The 14,660-nt window shown below is 64.8% G+C and carries 14 protein-coding genes; 9 read left to right on the forward strand and 5 right to left on the reverse strand.

Translation table 11 applies throughout. The annotated features are described in order from the left end of the window. Window positions 1–119: 119 nt before the first annotated feature. Both QFZ60_RS02255 and QFZ60_RS02260 read right to left on the reverse strand, forming a co-directional pair. The gene (locus tag QFZ60_RS02255; protein WP_307087763.1) at window positions 120–1,064 is read right to left on the reverse strand and encodes a metallophosphoesterase; all 945 of its coding nucleotides are present in this window, start codon (window positions 1,062–1,064) and stop codon (window positions 120–122) included. Window positions 1,065–1,070: 6 nt separating this feature from the next. Further along, window positions 1,071–3,395 carry a transglycosylase domain-containing protein gene (locus QFZ60_RS02260; RefSeq protein ID WP_307087764.1) on the reverse strand — a complete coding sequence of 775 codons (2,325 nt, stop codon included), beginning with the start codon at window positions 3,393–3,395 and terminating at the stop codon, window positions 1,071–1,073. Window positions 3,396–3,432: 37 nt separating this feature from the next. Here QFZ60_RS02260 and QFZ60_RS02265 point away from each other — a divergent pair, with 37 nt between their 5' ends. From QFZ60_RS02265 to QFZ60_RS02300, 8 genes are all read left to right on the forward strand, one after another. Further along, window positions 3,433–3,588 carry a DUF4177 domain-containing protein gene (locus QFZ60_RS02265; RefSeq protein ID WP_009359196.1) on the forward strand — a complete coding sequence of 52 codons (156 nt, stop codon included), beginning with the start codon at window positions 3,433–3,435 and terminating at the stop codon, window positions 3,586–3,588. A 1-nt stretch (window position 3,589) separates the two neighbouring features. Beyond that, entirely contained in the window at window positions 3,590–4,123 is a 534-nt protein-coding gene (locus QFZ60_RS02270) for a RidA family protein (protein ID WP_307087766.1), read from the forward strand. Window positions 4,124–4,138: 15 nt separating this feature from the next. Beyond that, window positions 4,139–5,050, forward strand: a complete 912-nt coding sequence (locus QFZ60_RS02275; RefSeq protein WP_307087768.1) for an NUDIX hydrolase — start codon at window positions 4,139–4,141, stop codon at window positions 5,048–5,050. An 83-nt stretch (window positions 5,051–5,133) separates the two neighbouring features. Then, window positions 5,134–6,168 carry a LacI family DNA-binding transcriptional regulator gene (locus QFZ60_RS02280; protein WP_307087771.1) on the forward strand — a complete coding sequence of 345 codons (1,035 nt, stop codon included), beginning with the start codon at window positions 5,134–5,136 and terminating at the stop codon, window positions 6,166–6,168. Window positions 6,169–6,347: 179 nt separating this feature from the next. Then, window positions 6,348–7,682 (forward strand): extracellular solute-binding protein, encoded by a 1,335-nt coding sequence (locus QFZ60_RS02285; protein ID WP_307087773.1) that lies wholly within the window; start codon window positions 6,348–6,350, stop codon window positions 7,680–7,682. 25 nt (window positions 7,683–7,707) lie between these two features. Beyond that, window positions 7,708–8,688: a carbohydrate ABC transporter permease gene (locus QFZ60_RS02290; protein WP_307087775.1), complete on the forward strand. Its 981-nt coding sequence runs from the start codon at window positions 7,708–7,710 to the stop codon at window positions 8,686–8,688. 2 nt (window positions 8,689–8,690) lie between these two features. After that, the gene (locus QFZ60_RS02295) at window positions 8,691–9,587 is read left to right on the forward strand and encodes a carbohydrate ABC transporter permease (protein WP_307087777.1); all 897 of its coding nucleotides are present in this window, start codon (window positions 8,691–8,693) and stop codon (window positions 9,585–9,587) included. A 55-nt stretch (window positions 9,588–9,642) separates the two neighbouring features. Further along, window positions 9,643–11,181, forward strand: a complete 1,539-nt coding sequence (locus QFZ60_RS02300) for an alpha-N-arabinofuranosidase (RefSeq protein WP_307087780.1) — start codon at window positions 9,643–9,645, stop codon at window positions 11,179–11,181. Window positions 11,182–11,253: 72 nt separating this feature from the next. On the opposite strand, the gene QFZ60_RS02305 is transcribed toward QFZ60_RS02300, so the two are convergent. Continuing rightward, entirely contained in the window at window positions 11,254–11,931 is a 678-nt protein-coding gene (locus tag QFZ60_RS02305; protein WP_013602309.1) for a Crp/Fnr family transcriptional regulator, read from the reverse strand. A 195-nt stretch (window positions 11,932–12,126) separates the two neighbouring features. On the opposite strand from QFZ60_RS02305, the gene QFZ60_RS02310 reads away from it, so the two are divergent. Further along, window positions 12,127–13,311, forward strand: a complete 1,185-nt coding sequence (locus QFZ60_RS02310) for a MarP family serine protease (RefSeq protein WP_307087782.1) — start codon at window positions 12,127–12,129, stop codon at window positions 13,309–13,311. Window positions 13,312–13,321: 10 nt separating this feature from the next. On the opposite strand, the gene aroQ is transcribed toward QFZ60_RS02310, so the two are convergent. Both aroQ and QFZ60_RS02320 read right to left on the reverse strand, forming a co-directional pair. Then, window positions 13,322–13,786, reverse strand: a complete 465-nt coding sequence (gene aroQ, locus QFZ60_RS02315) for a type II 3-dehydroquinate dehydratase (RefSeq protein ID WP_307087784.1) — start codon at window positions 13,784–13,786, stop codon at window positions 13,322–13,324. 40 nt (window positions 13,787–13,826) lie between these two features. Next, window positions 13,827–14,600 carry a DeoR/GlpR family DNA-binding transcription regulator gene (locus QFZ60_RS02320; RefSeq protein WP_307087786.1) on the reverse strand — a complete coding sequence of 258 codons (774 nt, stop codon included), beginning with the start codon at window positions 14,598–14,600 and terminating at the stop codon, window positions 13,827–13,829. Between the last annotated feature and the right edge of the window lie 60 nt (window positions 14,601–14,660).

A 14,660-nucleotide genomic window follows, 5' to 3' on the forward strand; every position in this document is an offset into this window, starting at 1 on the left:
CTAAAACGAATGTAGTTTCCTGTAGCAACTACCCTATGCCATTGGCGTGAGGCGGTTCACAACGATTTTGAGCGACGCGTGCCGCTTGCCCAGTTATTGCAGACCGTAATGCGGGGGACTTAGTTGGGGGAGGTCAGGGTCAGCAGGACCGCTTCAGGTTTGCAGGCGATCCTTACCGGGGCGAAGCGCGAGGTGCCGATGCCGCCCGAGACGTTGACCGGCGTCGTGCTTCCGTTGCTTGACCAGTCGTTGAGGCCCTTTGCACGCCAGGTGGGAAGGTCGCAGTTGGACACGATGGCTCCGTAACCGGGGATGCACAGCTGGCCGCCGTGCGTGTGTCCGGCCAGCAGGAGGTCCGCTCCGCTTTCGGTGAAGTGGTCCAGGACCCGCTGGTACGGCGCGTGGATGACCGCTACCCGGAGGTGGTCATTCGCATCCTGGCTGACAGTTCCGCGGGGCCAGCCGGCGTACCGTTCCCGCTTCAGGTGCGGATCATCAACGCCGGAGAAATCGAAGCGCATGCCCTTGAGGACCAGGGACTGGTTGCGGTTGGTGAGGTCAACCCAGCCGCTCATGCCGAAGCCCGAGCGCAGGCGCGGCCAGTCGAGGGCGATCGGCTTCGGCTTCACCTTGGACGGCCCCAACAGGTACGCTGCCGGATTCTTGGGGCTGGGCGCGAAGTAATCGTTGGAGCCGGGGACGAAGACGCCGGGGAATTGCAGCAGCGGCTTCAAAGCGTCCAGCAGCGGGTCCACGGCCTTGACGTGGCTCAGGTTGTCGCCCGTGTTCACCACGAGGTCCGGCTGAAGGTCCGCCAGCGACCCCAGCCAGTCAGCCTTCCTGTTCTGCCCCGGTACGAAATGGATGTCGCTGAGGTGCAGGATCCGGAATGGTTCGCGGCCGGGAGGCAGGATGGCCAGCGTTTCTTTGCGGAGCACGAACTGGTTCTTCTCCCACAGTCCATAGCCGAAGGCAGCCATTCCGGCTGCTGCGCCGGCGCCTGCAGTGACGGCAAAGCCGCGCCCGATTGCACGTGCGCGGCTTGCCAGGGTGTCGATGTTCATGGACGCTTAGCCGTTGCCCTTTCCGTTATTCCCGTTTCCGTTGCTCGTGGGTGCCGGGGCCGGCGCCTGGGTGGCGGGAGTCTGCGGAGCCGGTGCCGTCGGAACGGGGGCCTGGGTAGCCTGCGGGGTGGTCCTTCCCGGGGCGGTAGTGGTGGTTCCGCTGATCATGTTGCTCGGCGGTGCCGGGAACGGGTTGGTGCCGTACGCCGGGGCAATCTTGGCCATGTAGCTGGAGAACATGGGGCCGGCGATCATGTAGCCGTCAATGCCCTTGTAGAACTTGCCGTTGACCGTGATGTTCTGTCCTGCACGGCTTTGGTCGCCCAACGGATCGCCGAACCAGGCAGCCGTTGCCAGCCCCGTGGTGTGGCCCACAACCCAGGTGGAGCCGTTGTTGTTCGACGTACCGGTCTTGGCGCCGATGGGGAAGTTGGTCCGGGTGGAGATGCGGGGCTGGATCAACGAACCGGAACCCCGGTTCAGGACTTCCTGCAGCGCATAGTTCACGCCACGGGCAACTTCAGGTTTGATGGCATCACGGCAGCTGCTGGACTGCGCCGGGAGCTGCTTGCCGGTGGCGTCCGTGACGGCGGTGATGGCGATGGGTTCGCAGTACTTGCCGTCGTTCGCGAAGGTGGCAAAGGCGCTGGCCATGGTCAGCGGCGAGGTCTGGGTGGAACCCAGCAGGTTGCCAAGGGTCATCATGTTCACCTTGGGATTCGGCTCGCTGCCGTCCGCTGACGGCAAGCCGCTGTGCAGTCCCACGGCGTCCACAATCTTCTGGATCCCGCAGAAGTCCAGCTGGGCGGCCGAAGCAAACGTCACGGTGTTGATGGAGTTATAGAGGCCCTCCAGGACCGTCAACGGCCTGTACCACTGGGGCTCTGCGTTCTGGAGGTCGTCCGCGGCGTCCAGGCCGGCGTTCTTCTGTGCGGTGCTGTAGGCGCCCTGGATCTTGCCGCAGGTGTTCTTCCACGGATAGCCAATCGGATAGACGCGCTGCGCGGCGTTGACCGTGGTGTTCATGGTCTTGCCCTCGTTGAGCCACTCGGCAAACGTGAATGGCTTCATGGTGGACCCCGGCTGCGCGCCGCCCATGCCGTTGAGGTCGTTGCCGTCCTTGTCCAGCTTGTCCACGTTGAAGTTCAACTGTGAGTCGAAGCCCTGGCCGGGCAGGAAGGTGGTGTTCTGGGCCATCGAAATGATCTTGCCGGTGCCGGGCTGCACGGACACCATGGCGGCGCCCCACTTATCAGGGTTGGCGCCGGCGGCTGCATTGGCCTGCTCCTGCGCCGTGGCCTGGGCGTTGGGATCCAGCGTGGTGGTGATGGTGAGCCCGCCGCCGTAGATCAGCCGCTGGCGCTCTTTCACGTCCGCACCGTAGGCCGGGTTGTTTTCGAGCAGGTGCAGGATGTAATCGCAGAAGTACGGGGCAGAGGCCGCGTAGGCGCAGCCCTGCTTGGGCTGGGTCACCTTGGGCTCCACCGGGGTGGCCACGGCGGCGTCATGTTCGGCCTGGGTGATCTTGCCCTGGTTCAGCATGAGTCCCAGGACCAGGTCGCGGCGCTGCTTGGACTTCTCCGGGTTGGTGATGGGGTCGAAGGCGGAGGGGCTGTTCACCAGGCCGGCCAGGAGCGCTGCCTGCGGGAGGGTGAGGTCCTTGGCGGTGGTGCTGAAGAAGTACCGGGAAGCGGCCTCAATGCCGTAGGCGTCACGGTTGAAGAACACGATGTTCAGGTAGCCCTCAAGGATCTGGTCCTTGCTGAACTCCTTCTCCAGGGCGATGGCGAGCTTCATTTCGCGGAGCTTGTCACCCACGCCCTTGTTGACGCCGTTGAGCTTGATCTGGTCCTCTTCGCCGGCGGCGGCGAGGTTCGCGTTGAGCACGTTGTTGACGTACTGCTGCGTGATGGTGGACGCACCCTGCTTGTTGCCCCGGGCGGTGCTCACCAACGCGCGGAGGATACCGGTGGTGTCCACGCCGCCGTGCTCGTAGAACCGGCTGTCTTCAACGGCGATGATGGCGTTCTTCATGTTCGGCGAAATCTGGTCCAGCGGAACCTTGGTGCGGTTCTCGGTGTACACGCTGGCGATCTCGCTGCCGTCGGCAGCCAGGATCCGGGTGGTCTGGCTGGGGGGATCAACCTTCAGCTCTGCCGGAAGGGAATCAAAGAAGTCGATGGAACCGCTTGCCGCGCTGCCGGAGACGGCCGCGGCAGGGACCAGCAGGCCCGCCACGAGGACACCGCAAATCGCGCTCACACCAAGGAAAACGAGGATCTTACCCAGTGTGGTGGCAGTGTCGAATAAGGGGTTGTTGCGAGTCGCCATGTTTTCCACTTTACCGGCAAGGGCTACGCTTTCTCTCATGACCAAATGGGAGTACGCGACGATTCCGCTCATTATCCACGCCACAAAGCAGATCCTGGACCAGTGGGGGGAGGACGGCTGGGAGCTCGTCCAGGTGGTCCCCGGACCTGACGGCAACGGCCTGGTCGCCTACCTCAAGAGGGAGAAGCAGTAGCATGGGCACCCCCGCAGAAGCCCAGTCCAGCGCCGCAACGGCGCCCGTTTCCGCCGTCGAACAGCGCCTCGCGGAACTTGGCATCACCCTCCCGGAGGTGGCCGCCCCGGTGGCTTCCTACGTTCCCGCCGTCGTCTCCGGCAGCCACGTCTACACCTCGGGCCAGCTTCCGTTTATTAACGGCAAACTCGAAGCTACGGGCAAGGTGTCCGCCGGTACCGAAGGGTATGCCGACGAGCCCACCGTTTCCCCCGAGGACGCGCAGCGTTACGCAGCCGTCTGCGCCGTCAATGCCCTGGCCGCCGTGAAGAGCGTCATCGGCGACCTGGACCGGATCACCCGGATCGTGAAGGTTGTGGGATTCGTCGCATCGGATCCCACATTCACCGGCCAGCCCGCCGTCGTCAACGGCGCCTCGGAACTGCTGGGCCGCGTCCTCGGTGAGGCCGGGCAGCACGCACGTTCCGCCGTCGGCGTTGCCGTTCTTCCGCTCGACTCTCCCGTAGAGGTCGAGCTGATCGCCGAATTCAGCTAAGACCGGACACTTCCCTTGCCACACCTCGCGCGACGCCTTTTTGCACTTCCCCAGGACCTTGAAGGGGCAGCGCAAAGCTGGCTCGAATACGGCGAGCGCACCCCCCGGGCAGCGCGCTACGCCTCATCCGTAGTCCTCCTGCGTGATTCGCCCACCGGCCTGGAGACGTGGCTGGGTTACCGGCCCGGCTCCTCGCCGCTGGGGGTCCTCGCCTTCCCCGGCGGGTCCCTTGATCCGGCCGACGACGATGCCATGGGGTGGCTGGGCCCGTCACCGCAGCATTGGGCTGAGCAGATGGGAACGGACGACGTCGGGCTGGCGCGGCGCCACGTGGTGGGCGCCATCCGTGAGCTCTTCGAAGAAACCGGGGTGCTGCTGGCGGGCCCGGACATGTCCAGCACGGTCGAGGCCACCTCCACCCCCGAGTGGATGCGGGCACGCATTGCGGTGGCCGAGCAGGAGAAAACGCTCGCCCAGGTGCTGGGCAAGCGAGGCCTCTCCCTCCGGACCGATCTGCTCAAGTCCCTCGTCAACTGGCGCAGCCCCGACTTTGCGCACCGCCGGTTCGACACCCGCTACTTCGCCGCCACCGTTCCGCTCGGCCAGGAACCCTCGCTGCTTGAGGGCAAGGGCGTGTGGGGCAGGTGGGTCAACGCCGCACAGGTGATCCAGGAGCGGAACACCACGGCCCTGGGCGATGAGGCGGGGCAGGAGAACACCGTAGGCCGCCAGCTGGGTGAGCTGCTGGTCCCCGGCTCCGAAATCATGCTCGAGAAGATGGCCTCGGCCAACGGCTGCATCGCCTACCTGAGCTACAAGCGCAAGCCGCACGTCTACCAGCCAACACTGGTTGAAGAAGACGGCAGGCTCATGCTCGAAGTCGAGGCCGCCAAGACCGTGGCGGGGGACCACCAGCGCGAACGCTGAAGCTCCGCCCTCGGTGCAGCTTGGGGGAGTGCGGGCCGGAGTAAAATCGTCACCAAAGCCATACCGGGAGCAAGGGGGCGCCGTTGCGCGCAACGGTCAAGGACGTAGCGCGCCTCGCAGGGGTTTCGCCGAAGACGGTCTCGAACGTCATGAACGGCATTGTTCCGGTCAGCGGTCCCACCAGGGTCAAGGTGGAGCGGGCCATGGCGGAACTGGACTACGTCCCCAACCTCTCGGCCAGGGGGCTCCGCAACGGCAGGTCGGGCGTCATTGCCCTGGCCTTGCCCGACCTCGGAACGCCGTACTCCGCCGAGATCGCGCACAGCGTGGTGGAAGTAGCCCACGAGCAGGGGTGGAGCGTACAGATCGAGGAGACGGGGTCCGACCCCGCCCGTGAGTACGAACTGATGTCGCGGGCGCGGTCCAACCTGATCGACGGGCTCATCCTGAACCCCGTGGTTCTGGATGAAAGTGCCGTCAAAGTGGGGGTTGCCCTCCCGCCGGTGGTCCTGCTGGGGGAGGTGTCCCAGAAACTGGCCGACCGCGTATGGGTGGACAGTGTCGCGGCCGCGCGCGACATGACCCTGGCGCTCGGCAGGACCGGCAGGCGGCGCATCGCAGTGTTGGGTGCCGCGGAAGGCCGGGGCTCGGCGGCGGCCGTCCTCCGCACCCGTGGTTACCATGCGGCACTCAAAGAACTTGGCATTGCCCGGGACGACTCCCTGATCATCCCCTGCGAAAAATGGAGCCCGGACACAGCGGCGAAAGCGCTGTCAACCTATCTTGACTCGCACCCGCTCCCCGAGGCCCTGTTCTGTTTCACGGACTCCATGGCCATCGGAGCACTCAGCGTGCTGTGGAAACGCGGGATCAGGGTTCCGGACGATGTGGCCGTGGCCGGGTTCGACGATATTGCAGACGCTCAGTACGCAGTGCCATCGCTGACCACTGTTTCCTTCGACAAGCGCCAGGTGGCCGGGGAGGCACTGCGCCTCCTGACCGAACGCATGGGCGATCGCGAGGGCCCGCAGAGGGTCGTGGCCATCGACTACCGGATCGTTGAGCGGGAGAGTACGGCCTCCCACCCTCAACCCCGTGCCACACCTTCCGGCAGCTAACCGAGAGCAGCGGGTCACTTTGGGAACGCTAACAATTTTTCATTGCGGTAGTCATTACATCGATGTAATGTGAGGCGTGCGTCACACTGAAACCCTCCGGGGCGTGGCTGCGGGTAGGCAGCGACAACGGTTTGTGGCACGGAAATGACTTTCAGCGGACCCATCCAAAGGAGTGACGGGTGAAGCAGTTTAAGTTTTTCGAAGGCAGGCAGCTGTCAAGACGGCAGCTGTTATCAGGAACCGCGGCCGTGGGCAGCGTGTTCGCTGCAGCGGCCCTGGCCGGGTGCGGCGGGAACGCCTCCGCAGCGGCCGTCAGGGACATTCAGTTCTGGCATCTGCTGTCCGGCGGTGACGGCATCAAGATGCAGGCCATGATCAGCAAGGCCAATGACGCAAACCCCGGGTTCAAGGTTCATCCCACGGTCCTTGCCTGGGGGCCGCCCTACTACACCAAGCTCGCCATGGCTTCGGCCGGCGGGCGGCCGCCGCAATTGGCCATCATGCATGCCAGCCGGGTTCCCGGCTACGCGCCCGGCGGCCTGATCGACCCGTGGGACCTGGACCTGCTGTCCGAATTCGGCGTCACGGCCCAGAACTTCGCGCCGAGGATCTGGGACAAGAGCCAGAACAACGGCAAGGTCTTTTCCATCGCCCTGGATTCGCACCCCTTTGTCATGTTCTACAACCGTGACGTGGCGGGAAAGGCGGGACTGCTTGGCAGCAACGGGCAATTGCAGGAGGCGAAGTCGCCCCAGGAATTCCTCAGCATGGCCCGGGAAATGCAGAAGGTGACCCAGGCGCACGGGCTGTCCTTTGGCTACCTTGGCAGCGGGTCCCAGATGTGGCGGCTCTTCTACACCCTCTACCGGCAGCACGGCGCGGACATGGAGCTGACGCCCGGCAAGCCGATGGTTGCGGACAATGAAGCGGCGGTGGAGTCCCTGGAGTTCATGGCATCGCTCTTCGACGACACCATCGCGGCGCAGAGCGGTGATATCAGTACAGGGATCGCAGAGTTTGCCAGGGGCGGCTCGGGGATGCTGTTCAGCGGCGTTTGGGAACTGCCAACGATGAAGAAGGCAGGCATCCCGGTAGACGCAGCAACCATTCCAACGCTTTACGGCACACCAGCGGCCTATGCCGACTCGCATTCCTTCGTGCTGCCCCGTCAGTTGAATGTCGACGACGCGAAGCGCCGTGATGTCTACAAATTCGTCAGCGACATCCTCAAAGGCTCCCTGTCCTGGGCCGAGGCAGGCCACATCCCTGCGTACCAGCCGGTGGTGCAGTCCCAGGCTTACCGCGACCTCACCCCCCAGATCCACTATGCCAACGCGGCGGACATTATCGCCTACGACCCCGAGGCCTGGTTCAGCGGCTCAGGCTCCGACTGGCAGACCTACTTTGCCGAGACCGTGCAGAACGTACTCCTCGGCCGCGACAAGGCTGCTGATGGCTGGGATGCCTTCGTGCGGCGCACCAACACCCTGCTTTCCCGGCCCAACCCGGTGTGAACCGCCAAGCGACACAGGAGTCCAAATGAGTTCCTTAGCTACATCCCACGACAGCGAGGGGCAGGCGGGCACGCTGCCAGGGCTGTCCCACCAAAAACAGTTCAACCGAACGGGATCCCGGTCCGCCCGGCCCCGTTCCCAAGGGAGCAGGGACAACCTCAACGGCTGGGCGTTCGCCGCGCCGTTCCTGGCGTTCTTCCTGGTCTTCCTCGTCTGGCCCCTCCTTTACGGGCTGTACATGAGCATGACGGGCAAGTCGCTCACCGGTGCCAACGACAGTGTCATCGGCCTCGCCAACTATGCAGAGGCCCTCGCCGACGCCGACATGTGGCATTCTCTGGGCAACACCCTCTACTTCACGGTCATCAGCACCATCCCACTGGTGGTCGTTGCCCTGATCATGGCGGCACTGGTCAACGTCGGACTGCCTGCACAATGGCTGTGGCGGCTTTCCTACTTTGCCCCGTACCTGCTGGCCTCCACGGTGGTGTCCCTGTTCTTCACCTGGATGTACAACCCCCAGTTGGGCCTCATCAACGACACCTTGGTGAAGATCGGGCTGCCGAAGGTGGCTTGGCTGAATGACCCCGGCGTAGCGATGTGGGCCATCGTCATCGCCACGCTGTGGTGGACCGTGGGGTTCAACTTCCTGCTGTACCTGGCTGCGATGCAGAACATCCCGGCCCAGCACTACGAGGCAGCATCGCTGGACGGTGCCGGCGCCTGGCGGCAGTTCTTTTCCATCACCCTGCCGCAGCTGGCCCCCACCACCGTGATGATCGTGCTCCTCCAGATCCTGGCCTCGCTGAAGATTTTCGACCAGGTCTACCAGATGACCGCCGGCGGGCCCGGGGGCGCAACGAGGCCAGTGGTGCAGTACATCTTCGAAACCGGCTTCACCGGGTACCGGCTGGGCTATTCGGCAGCCATCTCCTACATCTTCTTTGGATTGATCGTGGCTGTTTCGGTCATCCAGTTCTTCATCACCCGCCGCAGGAGTGCATAGCCATGGCAACCGAAACCCTCACCCGCCCCGTCACCGCCACTGCCAAATCATCCGCCGGCCGCAGGACCGGCCGCAGGATGACCCCCGGCCGGGCCGCAGTCCTGGCAGTCGCCGCGCTGCTGGCCGTCCTCTGGCTGGTACCTTTCGCCTGGGCAACCGCCACTGCTTTCAAGAGCGAGACGGACGCCGCCGCTCCGAAGATCAGCTGGATCCCGCCGTCGGGCTTTACCGCCGATGCGTTCATAAAGGTGTTCCAGGACGGCAACATCCCGCTGTGGACCTGGAATTCCCTGTACACCAGTGCGGCCATCACGGTTATCACCCTGGTGATCTCCGCGCTGGTGGCCTATGCCCTGTCCCGGATCGATTTCCGCGGCAAGAAGGTCCTGATGGTGGTGATCATCGCGTCCATCATCATCCCGCCGCCGGTCCTGATCATTCCGTTGTTCTACCAAATGGTGGCACTGCACATGATCGATACGTCGTGGGCCATCATCCTGCCGCAGGTCATCCACCCCGCCATGGTGTTCGTGCTCAAGAAGTTCTTCGACCAGATTCCCCGTGAACTCGAGGAGGCCGCGGTGATGGACGGCGCCAGCCGGATGCGGATCTTCCTCCAGGTCATCCTGCCGCTGTCCCGTCCCATCCTGGCCGCCGTCGCGATCTTTGTGTTCATTGGCGCCTGGAACAACTTCCTCTGGCCCTTCATCGCCACCAACGACGGCTCAATCCTGACCCTCCCCGTGGGGCTGCAGACTATCAAGAGCGCCTACGGCATCCAGTACGCCCAGAACATGGCGTCGGCCCTGCTCGCAGCCCTGCCGCTGATCCTGGTGTTCCTGTTCTTCCAGCGCCAGATCATAAAAGGCGTTGCGACGACGGGACTCGCCGGCACCTGATTCCCGCCTTCGCTTTTCCAGCACAGACCCGAAGCACAACCAAGGAGATTTGCACATGTCCCGCGCCAGGATCACCCTCGACCGCGACTTCACCATCGCCGACGTGCCCCGCCGGCTGTTTGGCTCATTCGTCGAACACATGGGCCGCTGCGTCTACACCGGTATCTACGAACCGGGCCACCCGGAGGCCGACGAAAACGGCTTCCGCCAGGACGTCCTCAAGCTCGTCAAGGAGCTCGGCGCCACCGTCATCCGCTATCCGGGCGGCAACTTCGTCTCCGGCTATGACTGGGAGGACGGGATCGGCCCGCGCGAAGACCGCCCCCGCCGGCTGGACGGTGCCTGGCACACGCTGGAGACCAATGCCTTCGGCCTCCACGAGTTCGTGGACTGGTCCCGGCAGGCCGGCACCGAAATCATGGAAGCCATCAACCTGGGCACCAGGGGAGTGGACGCCGCCCGTGCCATCGTCGAATACGCCAACCATCCCGGTGGCACCCGCCTGTCCGACCTGCGGGCAAAGAACGGCCACAAGGACCCGTTCGACATCAAGCTCTGGTGCCTGGGCAACGAGATGGACGGTCCGTGGCAGATCGGCCACAAGACGGCCGAAGAGTACGGCCGGCTGGCCCAGGAAGCGGCCAAGGCCATGCGGTTCGTGGATCCCGACATCGAACTGGTGGCCTGCGGAAGTTCGAATTCCGGGATGCCCACCTTCGGTGCATGGGAGCAGACGGTCCTGTCGCACGCCTATGAGGAGGTGGACTACGTCTCACTGCACGCCTACTACCAGGAGCGTGACGGCGACGTGGGCAGCTTCCTCGCCAGTGCTGTGGATACCGATTACTTCATCGAATCGGTCATCGCTACTGCCGACGCCGTCCGGGCCAAGGGCAAGCACAAGAAGCACATCAACCTGTCCTTCGACGAGTGGAACGTCTGGTACCAGCGGGGCCTGGACACCGAAGACCAGCCGCACAATGTCTCCAAGGCCGGCTGGCGTGAGCACCCCCGGGTCATCGAGGACAAGTACAACGTGACGGACGCCGTCGTCGTCGGGACCCTGCTCAACTCGCTGCTCCGCCACGGGGACAGGGTCAAAATCGCCAACCAGGCACAGCTGGTCAATGTCATTGCCCCCATCTTCAGCGAGGAGAACGGGCCGGCCTGGCGCCAGACCATCTTCCACCCGTTCGCCCGGATGGCCGAACTGGCGAAGGGCCGGATCCTGCGGTTGTCCGTGGACTCGGACAAGTACGCCAACGCGCGGTTCGGCGACACCGACCTGGTGGATGTCAGCGCCACCTGGAACGAGGAAACGGGCCGCGTGGCCCTGTTCCTGGCCAACCGGGGACTGGAGGAGGCCGCCGAGGTGGAGGTCAGCCTGCGTGGCTTCGACGCGCAGCGGGTAGTCAGGGCGGAGGTGCTCGAAATCCCGGAGGGCGGTGACCGCTTCACCATCAACAACCAGGAGAATCCGGAACGGGTGGGCCTGAAACCGCTCCAGGGCGCCAAGGCAAGCGGGTCCGAGCTCCGGCTCAGCCTTCCCGCATTGTCGTGGGCCGTCGTCGAACTGGACGTGGTCACGAACTAACCCGCTACCCAGATACGGAAAAGGCCGCCCCTCGGGGCGGCCTTTTTGCTGTGTCCTACTTTTTGCCCGGTCCTAGCGGGAACGCTGGCGGAGGCGCTGCATGTCCAGGATGACCACGGCGCGGGCCTCGAGGCGGAGCCAGCCGCGCTGGACGAACTCGGCCAGGGCCTTGTTGACCGTCTCGCGGGAGGCGCCCACCAGCTGCGCCAGTTCTTCCTGGGTCAGCTCGTGTGCCACCAGGACGCCATCGGTGGCCGGCCGGCCGAAGCGGTCCGCAAGGTCCAGCAGGGCCTTGGCCACGCGGCCGGGGACGTCGGAGAACACCAGGTCGGAGAGGGAGTCGTTGGTGCGGCGCAGGCGGCGGGCCAGGGCCTGCAGCAGCTGGGCCGAAACCTCGGGGCGCGTGCGCAGCAGGGTGTTCAGGCTCTCGTTCTTGAGCCCGGCCAGGCGGGTTTCGGACACCGCGGTGGCGGTGGCCGTGCGGGGGCTGGGGTCGAACAGCGCCATCTCGCCGAAGAGCTCACCCGGGCCGAGGATGGCCAGGAGCGATTCGCGGCCGTCAGGTGAGGTGCGTCCGAGCTTCACCTTGCCGGAGACGATGAAGTACAGCTGGTCACCCTGGTCGCCTTCGCGGAACACGGACGCGCCCCGGGACAGGTCCACCTCGGTCAGCTCATCCGTCAGAAGCCGGAATGCGTCGTCGTCGAGCGTGGCGAAAAGGGGTGCTCGGCGCAGTACCTCGATGTCCATGAAATCTCCTGAGTAAAAGTATCGGCTGTGGCGCTTGTGCCATTGTTTCAGAATTTTCAACGTTCTGTGACGAACTTGGCAGCCGAAACACCTGCCGGCAGCTGAGCGCGGGTCTGCCGGACGGCGCCGCAGGCCGCGGAAGTTTGTCAGTGTCCGCCACTAGAATGGGAATTCAACTGTTAATAAGGAGCCTTTGTGGTCGGCCTGACTGTCCTGGACATCGTCCTGATCCTGGCGCTGCTGTCATACCTGATCTATGGCCTCCGCAACGGGTTCCTGGTCACGGCCGGTGGCCTTGCAGGGTTTGCTGCAGGTGCCATTGCCGCCTTCTTTGCCGTCCCCCTCGTCAGCACCTTCGTCGAGGACTCCGGATGGAGGCTTACCGCCATCATCGCCGCCGCCGTCGTCCTGATGGCGTTGGGGCACGGGCTGGGCACCATGGTGGGGCGCCAGCTCCGCGGCGTGGTGCGGATCCGGCCCCTGCGTGCGGTGGACCGGCTGGTGGGCGGTGCGCTGAACCTCGTGGTCTCGGCCCTGGTGATGTCCATGCTGGCCTTCAGTGTCAGCTCCCTCGGCGTCCCGGTGGTGTCCCAGCAGTTGGCCGAGTCCAAGGTGATCCGCTTTATCGACGGTCTCACCCCCACTCCCGTCAAGGCCACCATGGCGCAGCTGCGCTCCACGGTGATCGGCAACGGCATCCCCACGCTGATCGAAGGGCTGGACCAGGGCCAGAAAGTCCAGGTGCCCAACACCAGCACCAATACGCCGGCGCTTAACAAAGCGGCACAGTCGGTCCTCAGGATCGCCGGCACCGCGTACGAATGCGGGCAGAACCAGACCGGCAGCGGCTTCGTGGTTTCGCAGGACCGCGTGGTGACCAACGCGCACGTGGTCGCGGGCGTGTCGCAGCCGGTGGTGGAGATGTCCGACGGCGGCGCGATGCCCGGGCGCGTGGTCTACTTCGATACCAAGCGGGACCTGGCGGTCCTTGCCGTGGACAACCTGCCGTCCCGGCCGCTGCCGCTGAGCCGCGACCTGCCCGGCGGCAGCCAGGCCGCGTTCGCCGGATATCCGCACGGCGGACCTTTCCAGTCCAAGCCCGCCACGGTGCAGGACATCGCCACAGTCCTGGTCCCGGACATCTATGGAAACAACCCCTCGCCGGAGGACATCTACCGCCTGGCAGGGGATGTGCAGCCGGGAAACTCGGGCGGCCCGCTGCTCACCAACGACGGCCAGGTGGCCGGCGTGATCTTCGCCAAGGCAACCTCCGATGCCGAGGTGGGGTTCGCCATCACCATGAACGACCTTGACCCGGTGGCAGAGCAGGCGCCGGCACTGTCCGCTCCCGTTTCGTCCGGGCAGTGCATCCAGAAATAGCGCCTCCCGGCTAGAGGACCTCGGCGAGGTAGTCGATGGCGAGCTTGTAGCCGAAGACCCCGGCGCCAACAATCACCGCCGCGCAGACCGGCGACAGGTAGGAGTGGTGCCGGAATTCCTCCCGCTGGTGCACATTGGTGATGTGAACTTCGACGGCGGGGAGCTGCACGGCGGCCAGGGCGTCACGAAGTGCCACGGACGTGTGCGTGAAGGCGCCGGCGTTGAGGACAATCCCGACGGCGTTCTGCCGGGCGGCGTGGATGGTGTCCAGCAGGACGCCTTCATGGTTGGACTGGACGCACTCCACTGCAAAGCCATGCTGCTCTCCCGCGGAAACGGCCAGCTGCTCCACATCGGTAAGGGTGGACGTGCCGTACTTCTCCGGCTCCCGCGTACCCAGCAGGTTCAGGTTGGGGCCATTGATGACCAGGATGGTGCCGCGGCCGGCTTCGACAGTGGAGGTGGCTTCAGTCATGCGTGCAAATCTATCGGTTGGCCCTGCCCGCCGCGCATTCTTACGTTGGCATGGGTACTGCGGCTATACGCAGCTTGGCTCGCTCCTGCAGGATCCGCCGGGCCTCCTCGCTGAGTCCGGCGTCGCTGATGACCTCATCCACGTCATCCAGGGCGGCGATGGAACTGATGCCCAGCATTCCCCACTTGGTGTGGTCGGCCAGCACCACGGTCGTCCGTGCGGCTGCCACAAACGCGCGGTTGGTCTCGGCTTCGAGCAGGTTTGGAGTGGTGAACCCGGCATCTGCATCCATCCCGTGGACCCCCAGGAACAGGACATCAAGGTGCAGCTGCTTGAGGGCGCCCGTAGCGATGGGGCCTACCAGGGCGTCTGACGGCGTGCGCTCGCCGCCTATGAGGATCACGGTGGACCCGCCGGGGTGGAAGAGATCGGCAATCCGCATCGAATTGGTCACCACGGTGATGCGCGGTCCACCCGTCAGTTCCCGGGCCAGGGCCCACGTGGTGGTGCCTGCACTCAAACCGACCGCCATGCCTTCCTGCACCAGCCCCGCCGCGGCCACCGCGATGGCCCGCTTCTCCGCCGTCAGCTGTGTGGACTTCAGCTCGAAACCGGGCTCATGGGCACTGGCATCCCCGGGAAGTTTCGCACCGCCGTGGATGCGTTCCAGTTTCCCGCCCTCTTCAAGCTGCTCAATATCCCGCCGCACTGTCATCAGCGAGACACCCAGCTGCGCGGCCAGGTCCGACACCCGCACCACCCGCTCGCGTTGAACAGCATCCACAATGGCCTGGTGGCGGGCAGCTGCAAGCATGTGGGCGGATTCCTTCATCGCGGGTAACAGGGTTGCTCCCAGCATACGGCGACGGCGCCG

Origin of the sequence: Arthrobacter sp. B2I5 (assembly GCF_030816735.1) — a bacterium.
In the GTDB taxonomy this organism is placed as follows: Bacteria; Actinomycetota; Actinomycetes; order Actinomycetales; family Micrococcaceae; genus Arthrobacter.

Bases quoted from the DNA above. Each gene is read 5' to 3' on its own strand.
- QFZ60_RS02255 (WP_307087763.1), bottom strand. From the start codon at position 1,064: ATGAACATCGACACCCTGGCAAGCCGCGCACGTGCAATCGGGCGCGGC.
- QFZ60_RS02260 (WP_307087764.1), bottom strand. From the start codon at position 3,395: ATGGCGACTCGCAACAACCCCTTATTCGACACTGCCACCACACTGGGT.
- QFZ60_RS02265 (WP_009359196.1), top strand. From the start codon at position 3,433: ATGACCAAATGGGAGTACGCGACGATTCCGCTCATTATCCACGCCACA.
- QFZ60_RS02270 (WP_307087766.1), top strand. From the start codon at position 3,590: ATGGGCACCCCCGCAGAAGCCCAGTCCAGCGCCGCAACGGCGCCCGTT.
- QFZ60_RS02290 (WP_307087775.1), top strand. From the start codon at position 7,708: ATGAGTTCCTTAGCTACATCCCACGACAGCGAGGGGCAGGCGGGCACG.
- QFZ60_RS02295 (WP_307087777.1), top strand. From the start codon at position 8,691: ATGGCAACCGAAACCCTCACCCGCCCCGTCACCGCCACTGCCAAATCA.
- QFZ60_RS02300 (WP_307087780.1), top strand. From the start codon at position 9,643: ATGTCCCGCGCCAGGATCACCCTCGACCGCGACTTCACCATCGCCGAC.
- QFZ60_RS02305 (WP_013602309.1), bottom strand. From the start codon at position 11,931: ATGGACATCGAGGTACTGCGCCGAGCACCCCTTTTCGCCACGCTCGAC.
- aroQ (WP_307087784.1), bottom strand. From the start codon at position 13,786: ATGACTGAAGCCACCTCCACTGTCGAAGCCGGCCGCGGCACCATCCTG.
- QFZ60_RS02320 (WP_307087786.1), bottom strand. From the start codon at position 14,600: ATGCTTGCAGCTGCCCGCCACCAGGCCATTGTGGATGCTGTTCAACGC.